Source organism: Azospirillaceae bacterium, assembly GCA_028283825.1.
GTDB lineage: Bacteria > Pseudomonadota > Alphaproteobacteria > Azospirillales > Azospirillaceae > Nitrospirillum.
In genome coordinates, this window is the sequence record JAPWJW010000001.1 from 447580 (window position 1) to 474117 (window position 26538).

The 26538-nt window shown below is 67.3% G+C and carries 15 protein-coding genes; 9 read left to right on the forward strand and 6 right to left on the reverse strand.

What is annotated here, in order from left to right; genetic code table 11:
• Positions 1-46: 46 nt before the first annotated feature.
• The 3 genes from aceA (at position 47) to PW843_01715 (ending at position 4677) form a co-directional block, all read left to right on the forward strand.
• Entirely contained in the window at positions 47-1336 is a 1290-nt protein-coding gene (aceA, locus tag PW843_01705; GenBank protein MDE1145317.1) for an isocitrate lyase, read from the forward strand.
• A 385-nt stretch (positions 1337-1721) separates the two neighbouring features.
• Entirely contained in the window at positions 1722-3368 is a 1647-nt protein-coding gene (gene aceB / locus PW843_01710; GenBank protein MDE1145318.1) for a malate synthase A, read from the forward strand.
• A gap of 253 nt (positions 3369-3621) precedes the next feature.
• Positions 3622-4677 carry a hypothetical protein gene (locus PW843_01715; GenBank protein ID MDE1145319.1) on the forward strand — a complete coding sequence of 352 codons (1056 nt, stop codon included), beginning with the start codon at positions 3622-3624 and terminating at the stop codon, positions 4675-4677.
• 222 nt (positions 4678-4899) lie between these two features.
• Here PW843_01715 and PW843_01720 read toward each other — a convergent pair whose 3' ends face one another.
• Entirely contained in the window at positions 4900-5967 is a 1068-nt protein-coding gene (locus PW843_01720) for a tetratricopeptide repeat protein (GenBank protein ID MDE1145320.1), read from the reverse strand.
• A gap of 229 nt (positions 5968-6196) precedes the next feature.
• Positions 6197-6847 carry a LysE family translocator gene (locus tag PW843_01725; protein MDE1145321.1) on the reverse strand — a complete coding sequence of 217 codons (651 nt, stop codon included), beginning with the start codon at positions 6845-6847 and terminating at the stop codon, positions 6197-6199.
• Between the two features lie 274 nt (positions 6848-7121).
• On the opposite strand from PW843_01725, the gene PW843_01730 reads away from it, so the two are divergent.
• A complete protein-coding gene (locus PW843_01730) occupies positions 7122-8078 on the forward strand; it encodes a ferritin family protein (protein ID MDE1145322.1) in 957 nt (318 codons plus the stop codon).
• Positions 8079-8478: 400 nt separating this feature from the next.
• Here the strand turns inward: PW843_01730 and PW843_01735 are convergent, their stop codons facing one another.
• Positions 8479-12036 carry a PAS domain S-box protein gene (locus PW843_01735; GenBank protein ID MDE1145323.1) on the reverse strand — a complete coding sequence of 1186 codons (3558 nt, stop codon included), beginning with the start codon at positions 12034-12036 and terminating at the stop codon, positions 8479-8481.
• A 653-nt stretch (positions 12037-12689) separates the two neighbouring features.
• On the opposite strand from PW843_01735, the gene PW843_01740 reads away from it, so the two are divergent.
• The 5 genes from PW843_01740 (at position 12690) to PW843_01760 (ending at position 21995) form a co-directional block, all read left to right on the forward strand.
• The gene (locus tag PW843_01740) at positions 12690-15116 is read left to right on the forward strand and encodes a TonB-dependent receptor (protein MDE1145324.1); all 2427 of its coding nucleotides are present in this window, start codon (positions 12690-12692) and stop codon (positions 15114-15116) included.
• A gap of 528 nt (positions 15117-15644) precedes the next feature.
• Positions 15645-18584 (forward strand): TonB-dependent receptor, encoded by a 2940-nt coding sequence (locus PW843_01745; protein ID MDE1145325.1) that lies wholly within the window; start codon positions 15645-15647, stop codon positions 18582-18584.
• Between the two features lie 193 nt (positions 18585-18777).
• Positions 18778-19311: a hypothetical protein gene (locus PW843_01750; GenBank protein ID MDE1145326.1), complete on the forward strand. Its 534-nt coding sequence runs from the start codon at positions 18778-18780 to the stop codon at positions 19309-19311.
• 508 nt (positions 19312-19819) lie between these two features.
• Positions 19820-20350 carry a Plug domain-containing protein gene (locus tag PW843_01755; GenBank protein ID MDE1145327.1) on the forward strand — a complete coding sequence of 177 codons (531 nt, stop codon included), beginning with the start codon at positions 19820-19822 and terminating at the stop codon, positions 20348-20350.
• A complete protein-coding gene (locus PW843_01760) occupies positions 20265-21995 on the forward strand; it encodes a TonB-dependent receptor (protein MDE1145328.1) in 1731 nt (576 codons plus the stop codon). Before PW843_01755 ends, PW843_01760 begins: the two co-directional genes overlap by 86 nt.
• Before the next feature lie 268 nt (positions 21996-22263).
• Here the strand turns inward: PW843_01760 and PW843_01765 are convergent, their stop codons facing one another.
• Genes PW843_01765 through PW843_01775 form a run of 3 tightly spaced genes read right to left on the reverse strand, consistent with a single transcriptional unit; the run spans position 22264 to position 26467 of the window.
• Complete coding sequence (locus tag PW843_01765; GenBank protein ID MDE1145329.1) at positions 22264-23760, reverse strand: DHA2 family efflux MFS transporter permease subunit; 1497 nt, start codon at positions 23758-23760, stop codon at positions 22264-22266.
• A 10-nt stretch (positions 23761-23770) separates the two neighbouring features.
• The gene (locus tag PW843_01770; protein ID MDE1145330.1) at positions 23771-24937 is read right to left on the reverse strand and encodes an HlyD family secretion protein; all 1167 of its coding nucleotides are present in this window, start codon (positions 24935-24937) and stop codon (positions 23771-23773) included.
• A 12-nt stretch (positions 24938-24949) separates the two neighbouring features.
• The gene (locus PW843_01775) at positions 24950-26467 is read right to left on the reverse strand and encodes an efflux transporter outer membrane subunit (GenBank protein ID MDE1145331.1); all 1518 of its coding nucleotides are present in this window, start codon (positions 26465-26467) and stop codon (positions 24950-24952) included.
• Positions 26468-26538 lie beyond the last annotated feature (71 nt).

Sequence of the window (26538 nt, forward strand, 5' to 3'; positions counted from 1 at the left end):
GGCCACGGGCGGCCCCCAAAGACTTGCAAGAAAGGATGAAGCGACCATGGCTCCGCTGGATCAAGGCACCACCCCCACCGACCTGAAGGCGCTGCATGCCCGCCGCTTCGAAGGTGTGAAGCGCGACTACACCGCCGACGACATCAAGCGCCTGTCCGGTTCGGTCAAGATCGAATACACGCTGGCCGAGCTGGGCGCCCGCCGCCTGTGGGAACTGCTGCACACCCGTCCCTATGTCCACAGCCTGGGCGCCTTCACCGGCAACCAGGCCATGCAGATGGCCAGGGCCGGGCTGGAGGCGATTTACCTGTCCGGCTGGCAGGTCGCGGCCGACGCCAACCTGTCGGGCCAGATGTATCCGGACCAGAGCCTGTACCCGGCCAATTCGGTTCCCAGCGTCGTGAAGCGCATCAACAACGCCCTGCTGCGCGCCGACCAGATCCACCATGCCGAGGGCAAGGACAGCATCAACTGGATGGTGCCCATCGTGGCCGATGCCGAGGCCGGCTTCGGCGGCCCGCTGAACGCCTTCGAACTGATGAAGTCGATGATCGAGGCCGGTGCCGCCGGCGTCCATTTCGAAGACCAGCTGGCGTCGGAGAAGAAGTGCGGCCATCTGGGCGGCAAGGTCCTGATCCCCATCCAGCAGTTCATCCGCATCCTGAACGCCGCCCGCCTGGGCGCCGACGTTTCGGGCACCAGCACCCTGGTGGTGGCCCGCACCGACGCCGAAAGCGCGCAGCTGATCACGTCGGACGTGGATGAGCGCGATCACCCCTTCATCGACCGCAACGACCGCACGGCGGAAGGCTTCTTCCGCATCCGCAAGGGCATGGGTGTCGATTACTGCATCGCCCGCGGCCTGGCCTACGCCCCCTATGCGGACCTGCTGTGGTGGGAAACGTCCAAGCCCAACCTGGACGACGCCCGCCGCTTCGCCGAGGCGGTGCACAAGCAGTTCCCGGGCAAGATGCTGGCCTATAACTGCTCCCCCAGCTTCAACTGGCGCGCCAACCTGGACGAGGCGACCATCGCCCGCTTCCAGCAGGAACTGGGCGCCATGGGCTACAAGTTCCAGTTCATCACCCTGGCGGGTTTCCACTCGCTGAACTACGCCACCTTCGAACTGGCGCGCGGCTACAAGGAGCGCGGCATGGCCGCCTTCTCGGAGTTGCAGGAGAAGGAGTTCGCCGCCGTGGAGCAGGGCTTCACCGCGGTGAAGCACCAGCGCGAGGTCGGCACCGGCTATTTCGACGCCGTGTCCCTGGCGATCTCCGGCGGTACCAGCAGCACCACCGCCATGAAGGACTCGACCGAGACCGACCAGTTCCACTGAGGTCTTCCGGTCCAGGAACGGATGGTTCCAGGGAAAGGCCGACGCACCGTTCGCCTGGGACCATCCTTCGGGCGGCGGCGGGAGTAAACGACGCTGGAGCGTCCCGCCGCCACCCGGTTTTCCCCTCAAGCAGCGGCGCCAAGCCGCTGTAGGCCCCGACCGGGGCCGCCGGTTTTCGGGGAGCGAAAGCGGACTGAAAGCCGAGGAAGCCCCAAGCCAGCCGATGCTGGCGCCCGGCGCTTGAGGGAACATTTACCGACCACGAGATCGGCAGGAAGGGCTCAGAGCCTTTCCTGCCCCTGAAGGGTGCGGCGGCGGGGTTTAACGACGCTGGAGCGTCCCGCCGCCGCACCCTTCACCCTTCAAGAAAAACGGGAGAAGCATCATGCCTGACGCCTTGCTCGCCCCCTCGGCCCCCCGTCTGTCGCCGGATGCCCCGGTGGGACGCATCGAGATTCGCGCCGCGTCCAAGCCCGGGTATGACGCCATCCTGACGCCGGCAGCATTGGCCTTCGTCGCCGACCTGGAACGCCGCTTCGGCTGGCGCCGTCGCTATCTGATGGAAAAGCGGGTGGAACGCCAGGCCCGGCTGGACGCGGGCGAGAAGCCGGACTTCAACCCCGCCTGCGGCTATGCCCGGCACGAGGAATGGACGGTCGAGCCACAGCCGGCCGACCTGCGCGACCGCCGGGTGGAGATCACCGGGCCGGTGGAGCGCAAGATGGTCATCAACGCGCTGAATTCCGGCGCGCAGGTATTCATGGCGGATTTCGAGGACAGCAACGCCCCCACCTGGGCCAACCTGATGGACGGGCAGATCAACCTGCGCGACGCCGTCCGCCGCACCATCACCCATACCGATCCGCTGACGGCCAAGCGGTATGTCCTGAACGACAAGGTCGCGGTGCTGATGGTTCGCCCGCGCGGCTGGCACCTGGAGGAAAAGCACGTGCTGATCGACGGCCGCCCGGTCAGCGCGGCACTGTTCGACTTCGGCCTCCATTTCTTCCACAACGCCCACGAACTGCTGGCCCGCGGCAGCGGCCCCTATTTCTACCTGCCCAAGATCGAGGGCCGGGCCGAGGCGCGGCTGTGGAACGACATCTTCCTGCACGCACAGGAATGCCTGGGCCTGGAGCCCGGCACCATCAAGGCCACGGTGCTGATTGAAAGCATCCTGGCGGCGTTCGAGATGGATGAGATCCTGTACGAACTGCGCTGCCATTCCGCCGGCCTGAACTGCGGCCGCTGGGACTACATCTTCAGCTTCATCAAGAAGTTCCGCGAGGACCCCAATGCCCTGCTGCCCGACCGGGCGGCCGTGACCATGGACAAGGGTTTCCTGAACGCCTACTCCCGCCTGGCGGTGAAGACCTGCCACCGCCGGGGCGCGCCGGCCATCGGCGGCATGGCGGCCTATATCCCGGTGAAGGATGATCCGGCCGCCAACGACCTGGCCTTCGCCAAGGTGCGGGCCGACAAGGAGCGTGAGGCCCACAATGGCCATGACGGTACCTGGGTCGCCCATCCCGCCTTGGTCCCGGTGGCGCGCGCCGTGTTCGACGACCTGATGCGCACGCCCAACCAGATCCACGCCACTTGCCACGACGTGCGGGTGACGGCGGCCGACCTGCTGGCCGTGCCGGCAGGCCCGCGCACGGAGGCCGGCCTGCGGCAGAACGTGGCGGTGGGCATCGGTTATATTGAGGCCTGGCTGCGCGGCCAGGGCTGCGTGCCGCTGTTCAACCTGATGGAGGACGCGGCCACGGCGGAGATCAGCCGCGCCCAGGTCTGGCAGTGGCTGCGCCACGGCGCCATGCTGGACGACGGCCGCACCGTGGACCAAGCGCTGGTGGAGACCATCATCGGCGAGGAATTGGCCGCCTGGATCGGCCGCGTGGGCGAGGTGGCCCTGGTCCACAGCCGGCACGAGGACGCCGCCCGCCTGTTCAGCGACCTGGTGTTCCAGCACCGCTTCGTCGAATTCCTGACCCTACCGGCTTATGACCGGCTGATGGAAGCGGGCAACTGAGCAGCACCTTGCCCACCGTACATCCGTGACACGCCTTGCAAGGCCGGCGCCCGCCCTGGGTCGCCGGCCTTGTGCCGTTCGCCCCGCCGCCGCCTGCGACAAAGACGACAGCGCCCGGCCGTTCGGTACCCCGGGCCGGGGGGGCTTGCTATCATCCTAGCGGATGTGAATGGCGTGGGCCCAAAAGACAGTGCGCGTGAAACGGCGATCAACGGTACCGGCGGCGACGCCCAGGACAACGGCAAAGGCGACGATGGAATGGCGCCGCCGCCTGCTGGGGGCCTGCGCCCTGGGGTATGCGGCCCTGGCCGGGTTCCAGGCCCACGGGGCCGTGTCTGACGCCACCGTCCCCGGCGAAGCCGCCGACAATGACCTGGATGCGCCCGCCACCGACCAGCCCGAGACGGCCGACACCGCGCGGGCGGACGATCCCCACCACGGCCTGGCCCATCGCAAGAGCGCGGTGACGGTGGCCATCAACACCGTGGCCGCCTGTCGCGACCTGGGCGACTTTTATTGGGAGATCGGCGACGGCGGCGGCCCGTTGGCCAGCGGCGCCCGCGGCACCCGCTACAGCGCTAACCGGCCGTTGCAGGTGGCCTCATCCAGCAAGCTGGTCTTCGCCGCCTATGTCGTGGAGCGCACCGGCGGACAACTGTCGCCGGACCAGCTGGATGCGCTGGAGATGCGGTCGGGTTATGACAGCTTCAATCCGCTGGCCTGCTTCGGCGCCCACACCGTGGCCGCCTGCCTGGATCGCCAGGGCAACGGCACGCTGCACGCCGGCCACAAGGGGCAGTTCAGCTATAACGGCGGCCATGACCAGCACCTGGCCGTCACCCTGGGCCTGGGCACCCTGGACCGTTACGGCCTGGCGGCAGAGGTGCGGCGGGTGCTGGGCCCCGAACTGCACCTGGACTATGCCGCCCCGCGCGTGGCCGGCGGCCTGAAGGCCAGCCCGGCCGCCTATGGCGCCTTCCTGCGCAAGGTGGTGGCCGGCCACCTGCGCCTGCGCGACCTGCTGGGCAGCCACGCCATCTGCACGCAAGGCGCCGACTGCCCCAGCGTGCAGCACCCGGACCTGCCGCGCCCCTGGCACTACAGCCTGAACCATTGGATCGAGGATGGGCCGGGCGACGACGGCGCCTTCAGCGCCCCCGGCATGATGGGCTTCTACCCCTGGATCAGCGCCGACCGCCGCACCTATGGCCTGATCGCGCGCGAGGTCATGGCGCCCAAGGCCTACCTGGCCAGCATGGCCTGCGGCCAAGCCCTGCGCCGCGCCTGGAACCAGGCCCCGGCCTCCTGATCTTTAGAGCGGAACGCGATCAGGTGGAATCACCTGATCGTGTAAATCCGCTCTATCATGAACAGGTTACGAGCAAGATGCGATCACGGGTGATCGCATCTTGCTCTAGACGCGCGGCGTTTGAACTCAAATGCCGTGCCTCAAGCGCCGGACGGGCGCATCCGCGTCCTACAGCGGCACGAGTCAGAGTCTCGTGCCGTCGCCCGGCGATTGAGGGCGATCTTAAGATCCCGCCTTGTGTCCGGCGCCGTACCAGTCGGTGATGTCGAAATAGACGCGCACCCGGTGCTGTCGGCCGTTTTCCAGCGTCATCTGGTCGTACTTGCGGCCGTTTTCCTGCAGCAGCCGCTGTTCCACCCGCTTCCAGCCGGGGTAGAGGATGCCCAGCGTGGTGTATTCCCGCTTCACGCCATCGGCATCATCGCTGATGCCGGACAGGACGATGGCGTCGCTGAGCAGGTCACCCTGGCCCTTGCTGGCCGGCAGCTTCAGCTTGGCCTCGATGCTGTTCAGGAATTCCTGGTGGGTGGTGACGCACGGGGCACAGCCGGCGCGGCGCGCGATGTTGTACCAGTACTGGGCCTCATCCGGGGCGCCGGGGATGCCGCCGCTGTTGTACAGCTGGCCGTAGATCAGCGCGGCCATCCCTAGCCCGCCTTCGGCCGCGGGCTTCACCACCTCGGCCGCGCGCTGGGGATCCTTGGCCGTGCCGCGGCCGTAGTAATAATAGAGGGCCAGCGCCTCGCGCGCCTTAAGGCTGCCCCGGCCCATGGCCTGTTCGAACAGCGCCAAGGCGGAAGCCATGTTTTCCGGCGTGGCGGACTTGCCGTCCTTGCCCGCCATCTGCGCGTCCGCCTGTTCCACCAGTTTCTGGGCGTCCACCGGGTCCGGCCGGGGGTTGATATGGCCGTCCAGCGGCAGCCCGCCGGTCTTGGGCGCGCGGTCGGCCTGGCCCACGGCACCGGGCATGATGGTGTCGGCAGTGGGGGCTTGAGTGATGGGGGCCCGGGTGATGGACGCCGGCGGAGCCTGCACCGGGGGAGCGGAGACCTGCGCCGCCACCGGCGGCGGCGCGGCATCGGGCGTCACCGGCGCCTGGGCCACCCGGACGGGCGCCGCCGGGGCCGGAGAAGCGACCGGCGCGGTCGGCGCCGGGGTCGCCTGGGACCCGGAACCGCTGAGCGACTGAAGCAGGCCATGCGACGGGGCGGGGGCCTGCCCGGCCTCGGGCTCATCCGCCTCGAAGAAGGAACAGCCGGACAACAGCAGGACGGCCGCCAGGCCGGTCACCGCCAAGGTTCCGGACATCGAAAGCGGGAAAGGAAGACGCGAACGCATGGCACCCCGGGGGACGTGAAGACCCAAAGATGGGAGACAAAGGCAAATCGGCAAGCGGGCAAAACGATGAGGCCGATCCGCCCCAAGGCCACTGTAGGCCATGCGCACGGATCTGCAAATGATCGCCCTTGCCTGTCGCCTTCCACGGTGCCGCCGGCCCAGAGTCGCCGCGCATGCCCGCTCAGCGCATCAGGGCCAGGATGCCGCCGGCGCCGATCAGCAGCCCGCCGGTCAAGCGGTTCAGCTGTCGCGCCGCCTTGGGCGTCTGCAGACGGCTGGCCAGGGTCTGGCCGCCGATGGCGTAGGTCAGGATCCAGCCGAACTCGATCACCACCATCAGCACGGTCAGCAGCACCAGCTGCGGCGTCAGGGGGGCGGCATCATTGATGAAGGCGGGAAAGAACGCCGCCATGAAGATCAGCGCCTTGGGGTTGGAACCGCAGACCATCAGGCCGCGCAGCAGCAGCCGATGGGCGTGGGCGTCGGCGGGGCGCACGGCCTCGCCCCGTTGCTCCACCGCGTTTTCCGACCGCAGCGTCTCATTGGGATCGGCCCGCCAGGCCTGGATGCCCAGCCACAGCAGGTAGGCGACACCCAGGACCTTCAGCACCATGAAGGCGGTGGATGAGGCCTGCAGCAAGGCCGCCATGCCCACGGCCGACAGGCCCGCCATGGCGCCCAGCGCCAGGCACATGCCTGCCCCCGCCCAGGCCGCCGCGCGCACGCCGTGGCGCAGGCCGATGCCCATGGCGAACAGCATGTTCGGACCCGGCGTGGCCGACAGGAAGAAACAGGTGATGGAAAAAGCCGAAAGTGTCTGCCAACTCAACATGCCGAAGCCCTTTCCATCCACGCCGGTTCAAGGCCGGCGCCAGACTGTCACGGCGACAATACCGCGGAATGAAACCCGGACGGGAGGGGGCGTTGACGCAGGGAGCCTATGCCCGGATGCGAGGGCGGAGTCGCGATGGAGAGCGCAACTCATTATTATCATTTAGAAATTCTCGCGATCGGCGCCATGACGCCGCTTGACGGCGGCCCGTGTCCGGCTAGTCTGGCGCCCAAGCAGACGCGCATTCCATCCGCAATCCAAGGTTACCGCCGCCATGAAGGACTTCTCCGACCTGACCGAGCAGGAGCTGCTGGCGCTGGCCGTCTCATTGGAGGAGGAGGATTCCCGCATCTATGACGAGTTCGCCACCGGCCTGCGGGAGAATTTCCCCGACAGCGCCAAGGTCTTCACCGCCATGGCGGCGGAGGAGAACGGCCACCGCCACCGCCTGATCGAGATGTACCGCAAGCGCTTTGGGGAACACATCCCGCTGATCCGCCGCCAGGACGTGCGTGGTTTCGTGCATCGCAAGGCGGTGTGGCTGAGCCGCCCGCTGGCGCTGGACACGGTGCGCCAGCAGGCGGAGGTGATGGAGGCGGAGACCAAGCGATTCTACACCCGCGCCGCCCGCCGTTCCACCGACGCCGCCATCCGCCAGTTGCTGGGCGACCTGGCGGACGAGGAACGCCGCCACGAGGCCCGGGCGGAGGCGCTGGAGACCCGCCTGGTCACCCCGAAAGTGCGGGAGGAGGAACACGCGTCGGAACGCCGGTTGTTCGTGTTGCAGGTGGTGCAGCCCGGCTTGGCCGGGTTGATGGACGGGTCAGTGTCCACCCTGTCGCCCCTGTTCGCTGCCGCTTTCGCCACCCACGACACCTGGCAGACCTTCCTGGTGGGCATCGCGGCCGCCGTGGGGGCCGGCATCAGCATGGGTTTCGCCGAGGCGCTGTCCGACGACGGCAGCCTGACCGGCCGGGGCAGCCCCTGGCTGCGCGGCCTGGTCTGCGGCCTGATGACCGCCATCGGCGGCCTGGGCCACACCCTGCCCTACCTGATCCCCAATTTCTGGACGGCCACGGGTGTGGCCGCCGGCGTGGTGCTGGTGGAACTGGCCGTCATCTCCTGGATCCGCAACCGGTACATGGACACCCCCTTCCTGGCCGCCGCCTTCCAGGTGGTGCTGGGCGGCTTGCTGGTGTTCGCCACGGGCATTCTGATCGGAAGCGCGTAAGTTTTTGTTGTCCCTCAAGCGCCGGCAGGGCCATCCGGCCCTTTGGCTATCCTCGCGTTTCGGTCCGCTACCGCTCCCCAAAACGCTGCGGCGCCCGCAGTCGCGGGCTAGTCGCTGCGCTCCGAAGGTGCTTGGAGACACCCCGCTATCAAGGAAAACTGAAACGGAGCGCAGCGACTAGAGCGGAACGCGATCAGGTGGAATCACCTGATCGTGTAAATCCGCTCTATCATGAACAGCTTAAGAGCAAGATGCGATCATGCCTGATCGCATCTTGCTCTAGGCCCCGACCGGGGCCGCCGGAGATTTCCGGGGAGCGGCAGCGGACTGGAAATCAAGGACCAGCCAAAGCCGCGGATGCGGCTGCCGGCGCCTGAGGAACAAAACCAAGCCGCCGCCGTCAGGCGGCGGCGATGGGCACCGGGTAATCCCGGGCCAGCGCCGCCCAGGAGGCGGGGGCGACGGCGGCGATGGCGGCGGCCAGATCCTGGGCCTGGGCGCCGTCCTCCACGATGCAGGCCTGTTCCAGGGATTGCGCCAAGTATTGCAAACGGCGCAGGCCCAGATTGCCGACGGTGGAAATCAGGCTGTGCGCCTCGCGCCGCGCCTCGGGCAGGTTGCCGGCGGCCACCAGGCCGACGGTGCGGGCGATGCGCGCCTGGCCGAAGGCCACGAACTCCCGCACCATGTCGACCGTGCCCTCGCGCCCCGCCAAATCCACCAGCTTGGCCAGCGGCTCGCCATCGAACAGGGGCTGGTCGGCCATGGGATAGCCGTCGCTGGGGCCGGCCATGGCGGCGGGGGCGGCCAGCGCCGACGTTCCCGCCGCCGCCCCGCCGGTCCAGCGCGCCACCAGGTCCAGGAAACGGCCCTGGTCGAAGGGCTTGGACACATAGTCGTCCATGCCGGCCGCCAGATATTCCTCACGCATGCCCACCATGGCGTTGGCGGTCATGGCAATGACCGGCACCCGCCGGCCGGCCGGCTCACCGGCACGGATGCGGCGGGTCGCGTCCAGCCCGTCCATGCCCGCCATCTGGATGTCCATCAGCACCAAATCCACCAGCGGCATGCCCAGGGCGGCATCGGCACCGGCGGCACCGTCGGCGGCCAGCACCACCTCATACCCTTCGGTGCGCAGCATCATTTCCGTCAGGCGGGCGTTGATGCTGTTGTCCTCCACCACCAGGACGCGATGGCCGGCACCACGCTTGGCGGGCGGCCGGGCCGGCGCCTCGGCGGCGGGGGCCACCGGCATGGCCCGGCGCGGCAGGTGAAGGTCGATGATGAAGGTGCTGCCCCGGCCGGGCGCGCTGTCCACGGCGATGGTCCCGCCCATCAGCCCGGCAAGCTCACGGCAGATGGCCAGCCCCAGCCCGTTGCCGCCGTAGCGGGCGGCGATGCCGTCATCGCCCTGGACGAAGCGGTTGAACAGCCGCGCCTGCTGTTCCGCCGTCATGCCGATGCCGGTGTCGCGGACGGTCAGCACCACCCGCGCGTCGTGAAGGCCGTCGTCCGGGGCCGCCGGTCCGTCGAAAATCTCCGCCATCAGGTGGATCTCACCCACGTTGGTGAACTTCACGGCGTTGGCCAGCAGGTTCAGCAGCAGTTGGCGCAGGCGGCCGGCATCACCACGGAAGGTGCCCGCCGCCTCCGGCGCGATGCTGGTGCGCAGGCTCAGCCCCTTGGCCCGGGCCTGGCCTTCCATGAGACGCGCGGCCTCCGTCACCGCCGCTGCCAATTGGAAGTCCGCTTCGACCAGTTCCACCCGCCCCGCCTCCATCTTCGCCAGGTCCAGCAGGTCGTCCACCAGCAGCAGCAGGGTCTGGGCACTGTCACGGATGATGACGGCCAGATCGCGCTGCAAAGGGGCCAGAGGCTCGGCCGACAAAAGCTGCACCGCCCCGATGATGCCATTCAATGGCGTCCGGATCTCGTGACTGGTGGTGGTAAGGAAGGCCGATTTCGCGGAATTCGCATCCTCCGCTGCCCGCCGGGCCTGCTCCAGTTCCGCCGCGGCGGCCGTCAGCGTATCGCGCGCGGTCCGCAACTCCTGCTCCTGCCGCACCCGTTCGGTGACATCGCGCGAGGCGGAAATGATCAGCGGGGCGCCGTCATCGCCCCGGGTCAATGAGACGATGGCCTCAAGCCAGATCCAGCGCCCGTCCTTGTGCCGCAGGCGAAAGCGCGCGGAGACGCCGCCGCTGGCGTCCGCGCCCAGGTCGCCGGCCCCGACCAGGGCCGGCCCGGCGCGCAGGGCGGAATCCGACAGCGCGTTCAGCGTGGTATCCAGGACATGGTCGTCGGGATGGCGCAAGGCCGTGAAGCCCAGCGCCGTGAACTCCGCCACCGTATAACCCAGGATGCGTTCCACCGAGGGGGACACATAAAGCCGGGCGCCGTCGGGCCGCGTCAGCAGGATGATGTCGCTGGCCCGGTCGGCCAGCAGGCGGAAGCGCGCCTCGCTCTCCTCCAGGGCGTGCCGGGCCTCCACCAGGGCGGTGATGTCCCGCCCCGCCCCTCGCCAGCCGCGAATGGTGCCGTCGGCATCGTACAGGGGCCGGCCCGACAGCACGACGTGGTAACGCCGGCCGCTGGGGTGGCTGACAACATAACGCAGCTCGCGGAATTCCTGCCGGTCCAGGCCGGCGGCCAGCGCCGCCGCCGTCTCCGGCGTGGGCGACAGGCCGGAGACATGGGTCTCACCCACCATGCGCAGGGGATCCAGGCCGATGGCGCGGACGCCGGGCGACACATAGGTCAGCCGCCGCTGGGCGTCCGCTTCCCAATACCAGTCGGTGGACACGTCGATCAGGTCGCGGAAACGCACCTCACGCTCCGCCAGGTCGGTGGCGCCGCGTTCCAGGTTATGGGCCATGGTGTTGATGGCCCGCGCCAGCACGCCGAATTCCGCATCGCCGGACCGGTCCGGTGCCCGCACCCCGCGCTCACCCCGGCCGATGCGCTCCACCACCCGGGTCAGGCCGCCCAGCCGGCTCATGATCGAGGTTTCCAGGCCGAAGACACCGAACAGCAGGGCGAGGGCGGCGACGGCGGTCAGGCCCACCATGCTGCGCCAGAAATCCTCGTCCGCCTCGCCCAGCGCCTCGGCCGTGGGCAGGCTGACCACCACCCGGGCGTTGATGCCCTGAAGCGGGCCGAAGCCCACGATGCGCGGCACGCCGTCCAGGCCGGCGGACATCAGGGTGCCGCTGGGCTGGGCGAACAGACCGGCCACCAGGGCGGCGTCCAGCGCCGGCGTGGGCAAGGGCGGCGTGGCGGTCGGGGATTCCGGCGCCGGGGATGCGCCCACGACATCCGGCGCGGGTATCGGCGCCGGGAACCGCACCAGCACCCGGCCCTGGCTGTCGACGATGGCGAACAGCCCGTTGGGCATGTCCGCCGCCATGGCCGCCAGGCGGCCGGTCCAGTTCAGGCGCATGCTGGCGCGGGCCACGGCCTTGACCTGGCCATCCGACCCCAGGACGGGCCGGGCCAGCGCCAGGACGGGGATGCCGGAGGTGCGGCCGATGATGTAGTCGCTGAGCGTGGGGCGGCCGGTGCGCACCGCCTCCTTGAAATAGTCGCGGTCGCCGGCGCTGACCGCCGCCGCCGCGGGGGAGGAGGCGCAGATCGCCGTGCCGTCCGGCCGCGACAGGAACACGTTGGCGATCCAGGGCTCCGCCGATTTCAGACGCACCAGGTCGGCGGTGCATTCCTCCGGCGACAGGGCGATTTCCTGCAGGGCCACCGTTTCCACCAGATGGCCCAACTGCTCAACCAGCACCCGATGCTCTTCCGCCGCCACCTGGGACAGGATGCGGACATGGGACCGGGCGGCGGTGACCGCCGCCTCGCGCCGCGACCGCCCCTCCACCACCATCAGCGCCGCCATGGCGCCAATGACGGCCACCAGCAACAGCAGCAGCCTGCCACGCAGTCCCGGAAGCCGCATCATCCCTCACCGTCCGCACAACCGGGCTATCTGCCCGTAGGGCCGCCCCCTTCTTAACCCGGAGACAACCGGCCGTCCATTTGGCAAGGCGCCCATGCGGGCCTTCCCCCGACCCGCCGGTCCTGAAACCGGGCCGCCATTGATATTAGGGCCCGTCCCCGCCCCGCCAAGACGCCGCCAACCATAGGCTGCCGTGGTGCGCGGCCGGACCCCGGCGCCGGGGCCGCCAATCATGAGCGGCGCTTAATGAAAGGCCCCGTCCCGAGCCGCGGCGCCGGGTGCCTGATTCGCGGGAATTCCTGATCAACAGGTCAAGATTTCATCATTCTGCAACACAAGGGGCGCCACAGGTGGTGTGCGCACTTGCCGCACTTTCTAACATATTGATATATAATGTAATTATCCCCATAAATGCGCAAAAAAGCTGCGCTGCACTTTGCCGCATCACCCCACCGCCGTGTGGTTCTTCGGCCACACTTCTGGGCAAATAAACGCGTTTTGGTGACGAAGATGCAAGAAGGCCGCGCCTCTGTAATGTTGTTGTAATACGAAGGAGGGAATAAAGCGCCCGACGCAGCCGCCACCCGGCTGAACGAGCGGGAGCAGACGGGTGCATGGCTGACCGAACGACGAACATTCCAATCTGGGGGCAACCGATGAGCAGTATCCTTCGCGCCAAGACGCCGGCGCAGCGCTATGCCACTTTCCTTAAGTTGAGCTCGGGCGCGTTGGCCCTGTCGGCGGTCACCGCCTGGACGGCGCCGGCGCTGGCGCAGTCCACCGCCTCGCAGGAAATGGACGAAATCATCGTGACGGGTGCCCGCCAGCAGCCGTCCATCGGCATCATGCAGGCCGAGACCGCCCCCAAGTCGCGCGGCACCGTCACCCAGGAATACCTGTCGCAGCAGACCGCCGGCCAGACCGCGCTGGCCGCGCTGAACATGCTGCCGGGCGTGAACTTCACCAACAACGACGCCTATGGTTCCAGCGGCGGCAACATCCGCATCCGCGGCTTCGACGGCAACCGCGTCTCGCTGACGTTCGACGGCATCCCGCTGAACGACACCGGCAACTACGCGATCTATTCCAACCAGCTGATCGACGCCGAACTGCTGAAGCAGGCGACCGTCAACATCGGCACCACCGACGTCGACAGCCCCACGGCCTCCGCCACCGGCGGCACCATCAACGTCCAGACCCGCAAGCCGCTGGACACCCTGAACGTCGATACGCTGGTCAGCTTCGGCAGCAATGACTACAAGCGCGTCTTCAGCGTGATCGACACCGGCGCCTTCGGCCCCGGCGGCCGCACCAGCGCCTTCCTGTCCGGCTCGTACGAGAGCTATGACAAGTTCAAGGGCCCGGGCGGCATCGAGAAGAAGCAGTTCAACGGCCGCATCTATGAAGATTTGGGCGGCGGCGACTTCATCTCCGTGCAGGGTCACTACAACGAAAACCGCAACAACTTCTACTACACGGAATCGCGCGCCCAGCTGTCCGCGGATTACTTCGCTGATTACAACCCGACCTGGATCCCGCAGACCGCCACCCCCGGCAAGGCCGACACCGCCCCGGCGGCCAACGTCAGCACCAACGGCGGTTACTACAACCTGCGCCTGAACCCGTCCAACACGGGCAACGTCCACGGCCAGTCGCGCTTCCACCTCAGCGACGACGTCATGCTGACGGTCGATCCGTACTTCCAGTACACGCTGGCCAACGGCGGCGGCCTCACGACGGTCAGCGAAACCGACGCCCGCCTGAAGGGCAGCACCAGCAAGGGCGTGGACCTGAACGGCGACGGCGACACGCTGGACACCGTCACGCTGTACTCGCCCAGCAACACCAACACCTTCCGCACCGGCGTGACCTCGTCCGTCATCTGGGACATCGACGACAACAACCGCTTCCGTGTCGGCTACACCCTGGACTACGGCCGTCACCGCCAGACGGGCGAGTACACCTACATCGGCGCCGACGGCAAGCCGCTGGACGTGTTCGGCGGCAAGAACTCCGGCACCATCTACACCGCCGACGGCCAGCCGTTCGAGACCCGCAACCGCTACTCGATCGCCGAGCTGAACCAAGCCTCGCTGGAATACACCTACAAGGCGTTCGACCAGAAGCTGCAGATCACCCCGGCGCTGCGCCTGCCTTACTTCCATCGTGAACTGAACAACTACTGCTACACGACGACCTCGGGCGGCGCCACCTGCACCACCCAGGCCGCCTCCACCGTCAGCAGCGTGTACAAGGCGCCGTACAGCACGACCAAGGACTTCAGCGAGCCGCTGCCCAGCCTGGGCGTGTCCTACCAGGTGACCCCGGAAAACCAGGTCTACTTCCAGTTCTCGGAAGGCTTCTCGGCCCCGCGTACCGACAACCTGTACAACGTGGTCCGCGACGTCGGTGCCATCACCCCGGAAAAGACCTACAACTTCGAACTGGGTCATCGCTTCCAGACCGGCTGGCTGATGACCTCGGTCGAAGGCTGGTATACCCGCTACATCAACCGCGTCGTCTCCGCCCCGAGCCCGGACGATCCCACCCTGTTCCAGGACCGCAGCCTGGGCCGCGTGGATCTGTACGGTGCCAGCGGCGAGGCCGGTTTCGCCATCACCGATCAGGTCAATATCTACGCCGAAGCCAGCTACACCCACTCCGAGGTCAAGGGCAATGTCACCAGCGGTGGCGTCATCGTCCCGACCAAGGGCAAGGAACTGGTGGACACGCCTGAGTTCATGACCAGCGCCCGTGTCGAGTACAAGCCGCTGGATATCCTGTCCATGTCGCTGGAAGGCAAGTTCACCGGCACCCGTGCCGCCACCGATGTGAACGACGAATGGACCACCCCGTTCTTCGTCGCCAACTTCGAAGCCCGCCTGGATCTGCCGGACGCGCTGGGCTTCCACGGTTCCTACCTGCAGTTCAACGTCGAGAACCTGTTCGACCGTCACTACATCAACGTCATCAGCACCTCGCAAACCACGGCGCTGGGCGTCACGGGCCTCAAGGGCTCGACGCCCTACTACCTGGTCGGCGCCCCGCGGACCTTCATGGGTACCGTGCGGTTCCAGTTCTGATCCCTGGCGATCAGTTGCAAATAAGAAAAGGGGCGGCCTTCGGGCCGCCCCTTTTTCTTTGCGAATCCGCTAGGAACGGCGCCCCCGCTGGCCGCTGAATGGATGGGATGGGGCCCTATCCGTCGGAAACGGGCCGCCCGCCTGAGTCGGGTCGGCACCGCGCCGCAGGCCCCCGCTGATTCCGGAATGGCGTCGGTAATTATCCGATTTGCCCCCGTTACGGTTTGATTTTTTATTTGCAACAGAAGTGTGTCGGATGACTCATTCTGTCTCGGGGTTATTTTTGTCCAATTTCAACAATTTTGGCGCAAGTTTATCGCTTAAGTGTAACCAAAAAGATACAGACATGCGCGGAATATACGCCACCAGTGGTTCGATCGTTGACGCATTGCAAGGGTGATCGGAAAACTTGCTCCCAAGCCAACAGGACGCTGGGCAGAAGCGACCTGAGGCAGGGCCGCCAGAGGCCAGGAACGAAGTCCTGGCGGCACGAACGGGGAACAACCAATCCGAATGGAGATGGACTACATGAAGGGATTTGAGAGCAGGATCCGTCAGTCGCTGCTGACGGGCGCCGCCCTTGGCGTGTGCGCCCTGGCGTCGATCACGACGACGGCCTTCGCTGCGGACGACGACCTGCAGGAAATCGTCATCACGGGTTCGCGTATTAAGTCGGACTCTTCCACCGGCATCAGCCCGGTCACGAGCGTCGACAGCGCGGAAATCAAGCTGCAAGGCGCGACCCGCATCGAAGACGTGATCAACAACCTGCCCCAGGCTTTCGCCGGCCAGGGCAGCGCCATCTCCAACGGCTCCACCGGTACGGCCACCGTCGACTTGCGCGACCTGGGCCCGTCCCGCACCCTGGTGCTGGTCAACGGCCACCGCATGCCCGCCGGTTCGCCGCTGAACCCGGCCGCCGACTTGAACGAAATCCCCGAAGCCCTGGTCAAGCGCGTTGACGTGCTGACCGGTGGCGCCTCGGCCGTGTACGGCGCGGACGCCGTCGCCGGCGTCGTCAACTTCGTGATGGACGACAATTTCGAAGGCGCGCGGGCTGACATCAGCTACAGCTTCTACCAGCATAACAACGACGCCACGCGTTACCAGAACGCCGTCAAGGCGCGCAACTTCGGCCTGCCCGAAGATGACGTTACCGACGGCTTCACCCGCACCTACTCCGGCACGCTGGGTGTGAACACCCCCGACGGCAAGGGCAACATCACCGTCTACGCCGACTACCGCAAGACGATGGCCGTGACCCAGGACAAGCGCGACTACAGCGCCTGCTCCATCAGCGTCTCCGCCAAGGGCGCCTACTCGTGCGGCGGCTCGGGCACCACCGCCCCGGCCCAGATCATCGACAACATCGGCGGCGGCGACTACGTCGTCAGCGGCAACAGCCTGCGCGACTATACGTCGGCCGACGCGTTCAACTACGCGCCGTACAACTACTACCAGCGTCCGGACCAGCGTTATTCAGCGGGCTTCTTCGGCCACTACGAATTCAACCCGCATGTCCAGGTCTACACCGAGTTCATGTTCCACGACGACCACACGGTCGCCCAGATCGCGCCGTCGGGCGTGTTCGGTCAGGAATTCACCATCGGTTGTAACAGCCCGCTGCTGTCGGCCAGCGAAGTCACCACGCTGTGCACCAACAACGGCCTGGGCGCCACGGACAGTGCCGACGTCAGCATCCTGCGTCGTAACGTCGAAGGCGGCGGTCGTATCGACGACCTGCGTCACACCTCCTACCGCGTGCTGGCCGGCCTGAAGGGCGACATCGCGGACGGTTGGAGCTACGACGTCTACGCCCAGCGCAGCACCGTCCTGCTGTCCGAGACCTACAAGAATGACTTCTCGCTGGCCCGTACGGCCGAAGCGCTGAACGTCACGAAGGACACCAGCGGCAATCTGGTCTGCGCCAACGCCACCGCCGTGGCCGCCGGCTGCGTACCCTACAACATCTTCGACACCACCACCGGCATCTCCAGCGCCGCCTTGACCTACCTGCAGACCCCGGGCTTCAAGGAAGGTTCCACCGTCCAGGACGACATCAACGCGTCCATCAGCGGTGACCTGGGCCGTTACGGCCTGCAGAGCCCGCTGGCCAGCCACGGTGTCGGCATCGCGTTCGGTACCGAGTACCGCCGTGAAGAGCTGACCCTGAAGGTCGACCAGGAATTCGACAGCGGCGACTTGGCCGGCCAGGGTGGCCCGACCCACGGTGTGGCGGGTGCCTATGACGTCCGTGAAGCCTTCATGGAAATCAAGATCCCGCTGATCCAGGACAAGCCCTTCATTAAGGACCTGAACCTGGAAGGCGGTTACCGCTATTCCGACTACAGCACCTCCGGCAAGACCGACACCTACAAGGTGGGCGGTGAGTGGGCCCCGACCTCGGACATCCGTTTCCGCGCCGGCTTCAACCACGCCACCCGTGCGCCGAACGTGGTGGAACTGTTCACGCCGTCGGGCGTCGCCTTGGGCCTGTCCAACGACCCCTGCGCCGGTGACATGACCGCCGCTGGCGCCCCGACTGCCGCCGAGTGCTTGCGCACCGGCGTGTCGGCCGCCCAGTACGGCCACATCACCGCCAACGGCGCCGGCCAGTACAACGACCTTGAAGGCGGCAACACCGAGCTGAAGCCGGAAACGGCCGACACCCTGACCGTCGGCGCGGTGCTGACCCCGACCTTCTTGCCGGACCTGACCCTGTCGGCCGACTACTACAACATCAAGATCGACGGCCTGATCGGCGGCATCGGCGCCGACCTGATCATGACCAACTGCTTGAACGGCATCAACACCAGCTACTACTGCCCGCTGATCCACCGTTCGTCCACCGGCTCGCTGTGGCTGGGCACCACCGGCTACGTCACCAACACCAACCAGAACACCGGTAGCGAAGAGACGTCGGGCATCGACTTCAACGCGAACTATCGCCTGGATCTGGCCGATGTCGGTATCGAGAAGATCGGCGCCCTGAACTTCAACTTCACCGGCACGTTCACGCTGGACCAGGTGACTCAGGCGCTTCCGGGCAGCGATGGTTACGATTGCGCCGGCTATTACGGTGCCACCTGCTCCAACCCCGTTCCGATTTGGCGTCACAAGGTCCGTATGACCTGGGAAACCCCGTGGGATGCCAACATCTCGGTGAACTGGCGCCACATCAGCGGCAGCCAGTGGGAAGTGCAGAGCAGCAACGCCACGCTGAACGGCACCGGCATCCCCGGCCTGAACAGCATCGCTGCTTACGATTACTTCGACTTCGCGGCGTCCTACCAGGTCAGCGATTGGCTGACGCTGAGCGGCGGCGTGAACAACGTCTTCGACAAGGATCCGCCCCTGGTCACCACCCAGGTCAACGGCAACTCGTCGTACATCAACGGCAACACCTACTCGCAGGTTTACGACAGCCTGGGCCGTTACTTCTTCTTCAGCGCTTCCGCCAAGTTCTAATCGAACGAAGCTTAGCGTGCGTATCAGAGACGGCGGGCCCCCCGGGGCCCGCCGTTTTCTTTTTGCCCGCGTTTTTCTTTTATCCGCCGCCCCTTATCGCCCGACAGCCGCCGCTATTCCGCCTGGTGTAAAGGCGTGGCACACTCTGCCCCCGAAGATCGCGTTACGGATCAACCTCCTGGAATTCCGGACCATGCCGTTCAAGAAGACCGCCGCCGCCCTGATCGTGACCATGGCCGTGGCGCCCGCCATTCCCCACGTCGCGCTGGCCGCCGACACGCTGGCCAGCTGCCGCGCCATCGGTGACGCCACCCAGCGCCTGGCCTGCTATGATGCCCTGGCCGCAAGCGCCGCCAGCACGCCCTTGGCCGCCGCCCCGGCCACGACACCGGGCGCCGCCCCCGCAGCGGCCGCCACGGCACAGGCGGCCCCCACGACGCCTGCGCAGGACTTCGGCAAGGAAAAGCTGCCCCGCACGGAAGAGCAGCGGGCCCAGGACGACAAGGAGCAGGAGGAGGAGTTGAACTCCACCGTCGCCAAGGTGGTGGCCCTGCCCTATCGCATCTTCGCCGTCACCCTGGAAAACGGCCAGACCTGGGTCAGCAAGGAAGCCCTGACCTTCGACCCCAAGCCGGGTGACCCGGTACGCATCAACCATGGCCTGCTGGGCAGCTATTCCATGGTGGTGGGCCACAGCCGCCTGGTGAAGGCGACCCGTATCGCCTGATTGGCACCGCCGATTGGAACGAAAAGGGCGGCCCGCGAGCCGCCCTTTTTCATGGCGCCGGAGAGGCCGACTCGGGATGCGGCGCGGCCGGCCCATTGAGGCGCATCATCCCACCCGAACAAGCATCCACATCCACCGGCATGCCCCCGGCGCGGGGTGCCGGCCCATTTGCCGGTCCCAAGCGCATGTGCCGGGGGCGCCGACGGCCGCAAAAACCAAAAACCTGACCATCTGGTCAAAAAGTGTTTGCCGCAACCCACGGCTGCGGGGATGCTGGAAGTGTGGATGGACCGGGCCCGCAATCGCCCGCCCAGCCCGCGAAATGGGGAGGAGTCGGGGGCTCGCCATCGGTCACCCAGAACTCTCATCAAAAATAAAAGAATGAACGAGCCCGCTTTCGTCAGAACAATCACGAAAGACGGGGACAAGAATGTTGAACAGGGCAGTCAGTTCCAAAACGGGCAAGCATACGACACAGGCATCCATTTTTTCAAAACCGGCCGTTACTTTGAAAGTCCGCAACCTGCGGGCGGCGTTGGCCGCCGGCACGGCCATGGTGCTGCTGGGCCTGTCCCCGGCGATGGCCCAGACAGGGGCTCCCCAAACGGCGATGCCGGCCGACGATGACGCCTTCCAGGAGGTGGTGGTCACGGCGCGCAAACGGGCGGAAAGCCTGACGGAGACGCCCACCGCCATCTCCGCCTTCACGGCGGAGGATATCCAGCAGCGCAACATGGACAATCTGGCGGACGTGGGCAAATACGTCCCCAACCTGGAGATCAACCGTTTCGGCGTGGGCAATCCGGCGCACGCCGCCATCTTCATCCGCGGCATCGGCCTGCAGGACCACATCATCACCACCGACCCGGCGGTGGGCGTCTATGTCGACGGCGTCTATCTGGGCCGGCAGATGGGGTCCAACCTCAGACCTGACCAATATCGAGCGGGTGGAGGTGCTGCGCGGCCCCCAGGGCACGCTGTACGGCAAGAACACCATCGGCGGCGCCGTCAACATCATCACCGCCCAACCGGGCGATGAGGAGGTGACGCGGGCCGACCTGAAGGTGGGCACCCGCGCCCGGGTGCAGGCCGACGTCTACACCAACACGCACCTGACCGACAAACTGGCGGTGTCCTTCACCGCCAGCCTCAACCGCCGCGACGGCATCGGCAAGGCGCTGAAGGTGGATGCGCCGGAGGATGTGGGCGAGATCAACGAATATTCCGGCCGCGCCGCCGCCAAGCTGCAAGCGTCGGAGAAGTTCTCATTGCTGCTGACCGTGGATGCCATGACCGGCATCTATGGCAAGTCACCCACGACGATGGAGGTGATCAACCCCAATGCCGCCTTCACCAGCCTGGGCCTGAGCCAAAGCCTGCTGCCAGCCAACCCGGACGACAGCAATTCCAACCACGCCGAACTGTTCAAGCAGACCATCCAGAACCGTGGCGCCTCGCTGACCGCCAACTGGGAATTGAACGACAATTTGTCGGCCAAGGTTCTGGGCGGCTTCCGCTACACCCACTACACCGGCGGCCTGGACGACGACCAGACCTACCTGGATTTGGAATCCTATCCTGAGCGCGGTTTTGCCCGGCAATACTCGGTGGAACCGCAGTTGAACGGGGAATACGGCAAGCTGGACTTTGTCGTCGGCGCCTATGCCGGGGATGAGGAGGGCAACACCAATTCCGGCCCCACCGTCTACCTGGCCCCCAGCGGCTATTTCGACCTGAAACAAACCACCAGCAGCTACGCCGTGTACGGCCATGCCGGTTACCAGGTGCTGGACGACCTGAAGGTGTCGGCGGGCGTGCGTTATTCCGACGACCACAAGGACGCCAGCGCCCAGTTCGACAGCTGGACCGATCCCTCGCGCACCTACCGCAGCCAGTCGTGGACCGCCACCACCTGGGACGTGTCGGCGACCTACGACATCCAGAAGGCCCTGAGCGCCTACGCCACCATTTCACGCGGTTACCAGAGCGGGGGTTATCCGCCGCGGCCCTTCAACGGACCCAGTTACTTCGTTTCCTTCAACCCCACCTTCGCCACCAACTACGAGACGGGCATCAAGGGCGTGTTCTTCGACCGCCTGCAAATGAACGTGTCACTGTTCTATACCGAATACACCGACCTGCCGCTGGAGGTGTCGCAACCATCGGCCACCGGCTTCAACACCCGCATCGAAAGTGCGGGCCAGTCGGAAGCCAAGGGCGTGGAGGTGGAGGGGACCTTGAAGATCACCAAGTCCTTCGACATCCAGGGGTCGATGGGCTTCATCGATTCCCAGATCACGGCGGTGCCCGGCGACGCTACCGCCATCAAGGTCGGTTTCACCCCCGCCTTGACGCCGCAATGGACCGTGTCGGTGGCACCGGAATACCATCTGTTCCTGGACAGCGGCACGGTCGATGCCCGCATCGATTACTCATACCGCGGCAAGGAATACGGCCAGGCCGCCAACGACAGCTACAATCTGATCAAGTCGCGCAGCCTGTTCGGATTCAACATCGCCTACACCCCCATCCACGGGTCGTGGACGGCGGCCATCTACGGCGAGAACATCTTCAACAAGCGTTACGACGTCGGCCGGCTGGACGACGCCTTCGCCGGCTTCACCGAAATCATCCGCAATAACGACCGCAGCGAGTTCGGCGTGAAGGCCAGCTACAAGTTCTAAGGACACCCAACCCAGTATCAGTGGCGTGAAGCCTTGGCTTCACGCCGCTGTAGGACGCGACCGCGTCTGCCGGAGCTTTTCGGGGAACGCAGTGGACTGAAAAGCGAGGACAAGGCAAGCGGGCGGATGCCCGCGCCCGCCGCTTGAGGGAACCCGGACATATAGGTCCCGACCGGGACCGCCGGAGACTTCCGGGGAGCGAAGCGGACTGGAAGTCGAGGATAGCCAAAGGCGCGGACGCGCCTGCCGGCGCTTGAGGACATCCAAACTAATGCACACCCGTGGTGTCGGCGACACGGGTGGGCCGGGGCGCCAGCCAGATGACCAGGGACGCCAGGAACAGGGCCGCCGCCACGCCCAGGAACACCTGGTTGGTGGCCAGCATCACCCCTTGCCCCTGCACCAGCTGGTCCAGCCGGCCGGCGCTGAGGCCGCCGGACAGCACGTCCGGGCGCAGCATATCCACCAGTTCCGCCCGGTTGCGGGTGGCGCCATCCTCCCACAACGTGTTGACCAGCGAGGTGGCGAAGGCGCCAGAGAAGGTGCGCAGGAAGTTCATCAACCCGGCGGCCGACGCCGTCTCCACCGGGTCCACGCTGGCCAGCGCCAGCGAGGTCAGCGGCACGAAGAAGAAGGGCATGCCGATGCCCTGCAACAGCAAGGGGGCGGCGATCTGGAAATAGGTCATGTCGCTGGTGGACCCGCAGCGATAGAAGGTCACCCCCGCCATCCAGGCCAGGCCGAAGAACACCAGTGGCCGGGGATCCACCTTGGCCGACAGCTTGGCCACCAGGGGCGCCAGCAGGACGGCGGAGACGCCGGAGACCGCCGTGGCGTATCCCGCCCAGGTGGCGGTGTAGCCCATGTTGCTTTGCAGCCAGAGCGGCGTCAGCACGGCGGTGCCGAAGAAGGCGCCGAACCCTAAGCTGATGGTCAGCACCGCCATGGCGTAGCCGCGATGGCGGAACACCCGCAAATCCACGATGGGATGGTCCACCGTCGATTCCCAGATGAGGAAGGCGGCGAAACCGATGGCGGCCACGATGGCCAGGCCCACGATGTCGGTGGAGGCGAACCAGTCCAGATCCTTGCCCTCGTCCAGCATGATCTGCAAGGCGCCCACCCAGACGATCAGCAGCAGCAGGCCGACGATGTCGATGCGCGACTTCACCAGCGGCGTCTCGAACGGGCGCAGCAGGCCCCAGCAGGCGGCAGCACAGACGATGGCGATGGGCACGTTGATGAAGAAGATGAAGGGCCAGCCCCAGCTGTCGCACAAGGTACCGCCCAGGATGGGTCCCAGGATGGGCGCCACCAGGGTAGTCATGGCCCAGATACCCATGGCCGCCGGCGCCTTTTCCTTGGGGAAGATGCGCAGCAGCAGGGTCTGCGACAGCGGCATCAGCGGGCCGCCGGCCAGGCCCTGCATCACGCGGAACAGCACCAGCATGCCCAGCGACTGGGCGAAGCCGCAGAGGGCGGAGCACAGGCCGAACCCTAGCATGCCCAGCACGAAGGTACGCACTGCCCCAAAGCGTGCCGCCAGCCAGCCGGTCAGCGGCACGGTCACCGCCTCCGCCACCGCGTAGGAGGTGATGACGAAGGTGCCCTGGCTGGACGACACCGCCAGACCGCCGGCGATGTTGGGCACCGACACGTTGGCGATGGTGGTGTCCAGCACCACCAGGAAGTTGGCGGCGGCCAGCAGCAATCCGCCCAGCAGGAGTTGACCGCCCGACAGTGTCTTGGGGGCATCGGGGTTCATGGCCGCCCCCTCAGCGCCGGGCGGCGGCGGGCGCCGCGCCGGTGTCGATGGTCACGTTCATGGACAGGCCGACGCGCAGGGGGTGGACGGCCAGTTCGCTGGGGTCCAGCAGGATGCGCACCGGCACGCGCTGTACCACCTTGATCCAGTTGCCGGTGGCGTTCTGCGCCGGGATCAGCGCGAAGGCGGAACCGGTACCGCCCGCCAGGCCGGCGACCTGGCCATGGAAGACGACACGGCCACCATAAAGGTCGGAGGTCAGTTCCACCGGCTGGCCGGGCCGCACGTCGGCCAGCTGCACTTCCTTGTAATTGGCGTCGACATAAGCCTGGCCCACCGGCACCACGCTCATCAGCACGGTGTCGGCCTTGACCCGCTGGCCCACCTGCACCTGGCGGCGGGCCACCACGCCGTCGAACGGCGCCTTCACCACCGTGCGGCCCAGGTCCACCCGGGCCTGTTCCACCCGGGCGCGGGCGGCCATGACCTCGGGATTGGTCTCCACCGTGCTGTCGCTGATCAGCACCGTGTTGACCTTCTGCGAGCCCTGGGCCGCGGCGCGGCTGGCCACGGCCTGGGCACGGCTGGCCTTGGCGGCGGCCAGGTTGGCACCGGCGGTGGCGAAAGCATTCTGCGCGCTGGTCAGTTCCTCCCCCGACACGGCACCCGATGCCGCCAGCGCCTTGCGGCGATCCAGGTCGATGCGGGCGCGGTCAAAGTCGGCCTGCGCGGACACCAGCTGCGCCTCGGCCCGGGCGCTGTCGGCCTCACGCGCCGCCACCTGGGCCGCCAGGGCGCCGTCATTGGCGAAATAGCCCCGCACCCGGCGTTCGGCCTGGCCCAGCTGCGCCTCCGCCTGGGCCAGCGCGATGCGGGCGTCGGTGTCATCGATGACCACCAGCACGTCGCCCCGCTTCACGGCTTGCGTGTCCACCACCGGCACGGCGCGCACCGTGCCCTCGACGGAGGAAGTCACCTGTGCGGAGTCGGCGTTGACGTAGGCGTTGTCGGTGGAGACGTAGCGGGAACCAACCACCAGGCGGTAACCGCCATACCCCAGCCCGGCCAGAAGGACGACGGCGCCCAGGCCGGCGAACAGCGTGGCCCGCGGGGAGCGGCCGGCCTTCGCCGGGTGCGGCCGGGTGTGGGCGTCGGCGGTTGCGGAAATGTCGGACATGGAAGGGGTTCCTCAGGAACGGGGGCCGGCGGCAGCGGCGGCGATGGTGGTTGGCGACGGGGCGGCCTCGTGGTATCCGCCGCCCAGCGCGCGGACCAGGGCGACGTCCAGCGTGAAGGCGCGGGCCTCAAGGTCGGCCAGGACGCGACGATCGCTGATCAGCGTGTCCTCCGCCGTCAGCACGTCCAGGTAGGTGGACAGCTTGCCCTCGTACCGGGCGGTGGCGATGCGGTGGGCCTCGGCGGCGGCCGCCAGCGCGTCCCGGGCATGGGCCAGGCGCACCTGCAAGGCCCGGGTGCTGACGGCGGCGTCGGCCACGTCCTGCAGGGCCTTGGCCACCGTGGCGTCATAGTCGGCCACGGCGGCGTCATAGTCGGCGCGGGCCCCCCGGTATTGGGATGCCAGCGCACCACCCTCGAAGATCGGCAGGCTGACGGCCGGACCCACGCTGCCGATGGTGGCGCCGGACTTGGTCAGCGCGTTCAGGCCCAGGGTCTGCAGGCCGAAATAGGCGGCCAGGTTCACGTTGGGGTAAAAGGCCGCCTCGGCCACGTCGATGCGCCTGGCCAGCGCCTGCGCCCGCAGGCGGGCGGTGACCACGTCCGGCCGGCGGCCCAGCAGGTCGGCGCCCACATCGGCGGGCAGGCCGAAGGCCTTCAGTTGGACGGCGGCCGGCGGCTGGATGGCCAGGCCCCGGTCAGGGCCGGCGCCCAGCAGGGCCGCCAGGCGGTTGCGGGTCAGGGCGATGGTCTCGTCCTGGGCGGCCAGATCGGCGCGGGCGCCGGCCTCCCGCGCCTCGGCCTGGCGGACCGCACCCAGGGTTTCCAGGCCGTTGGCATGGCGCTGGCGCACCAGGCCGGTGCTGCGGTCGCGCACGTCCACGGCATCGGCGGCGGCGGCGCGGTCGGCCACCTGCTGCACCAGGTCGGCGTAGGCCGCGGCGATGCCCACCGACAGGGTCAGGCGCGCCTGGGCCAGGTCGGCCCGCGCGGCCTCCGCCTCCGACGTCGCCGCCGCCAGGCTGGCCCGGTTCTTCCCCCAGAGGTCGATATCGTAGCTGAGGTCCAGGGTCGCCCGCGGCACCTCATGATAGCCCTTGGGCACGAAGGATTGCGGGAACAGGTAGCGGTAGCTCTGCTTGTCCTCAGTCACCTGGGCGTTGGCCGTCAGTTTGGGCCACAGGGCGGCATCCGCCTGCCCCGCCAGGGCGTCCGCCTTGCGCAGCCGTGCCGCCGCCGCCGCCAGGTCCGGCGCGCCGGCCAGCCCCTCCTCGATCAACGCGTCCAGCTGGGCATCGCCATAGGCCGTCCACCACCGGTCGGCGGGCCATTCGGCGGCAGCGCCGGCCGCGAAGCTGGCGTGTGTCGCATAGTCGCCGGCGGGATGCGGCGCGGGGGCCGGCCCCACGTCCGGCACCCAGGCGCAGGCGGCGGCGGTCAGAGCCAAGGCGGCGGACAGGTACAGGCGGGCCGTCAGCCGGCGTGGACGGCCGACAGGGCAGGCGACGAAGCCGGCGAAGGGGCGGGGCATGGGAAAAGCTTTCGGCATATCGAAACCGTACGGTTTGGTTCTATGCGCCTTGTCCAATCTGTGGTCAAGAC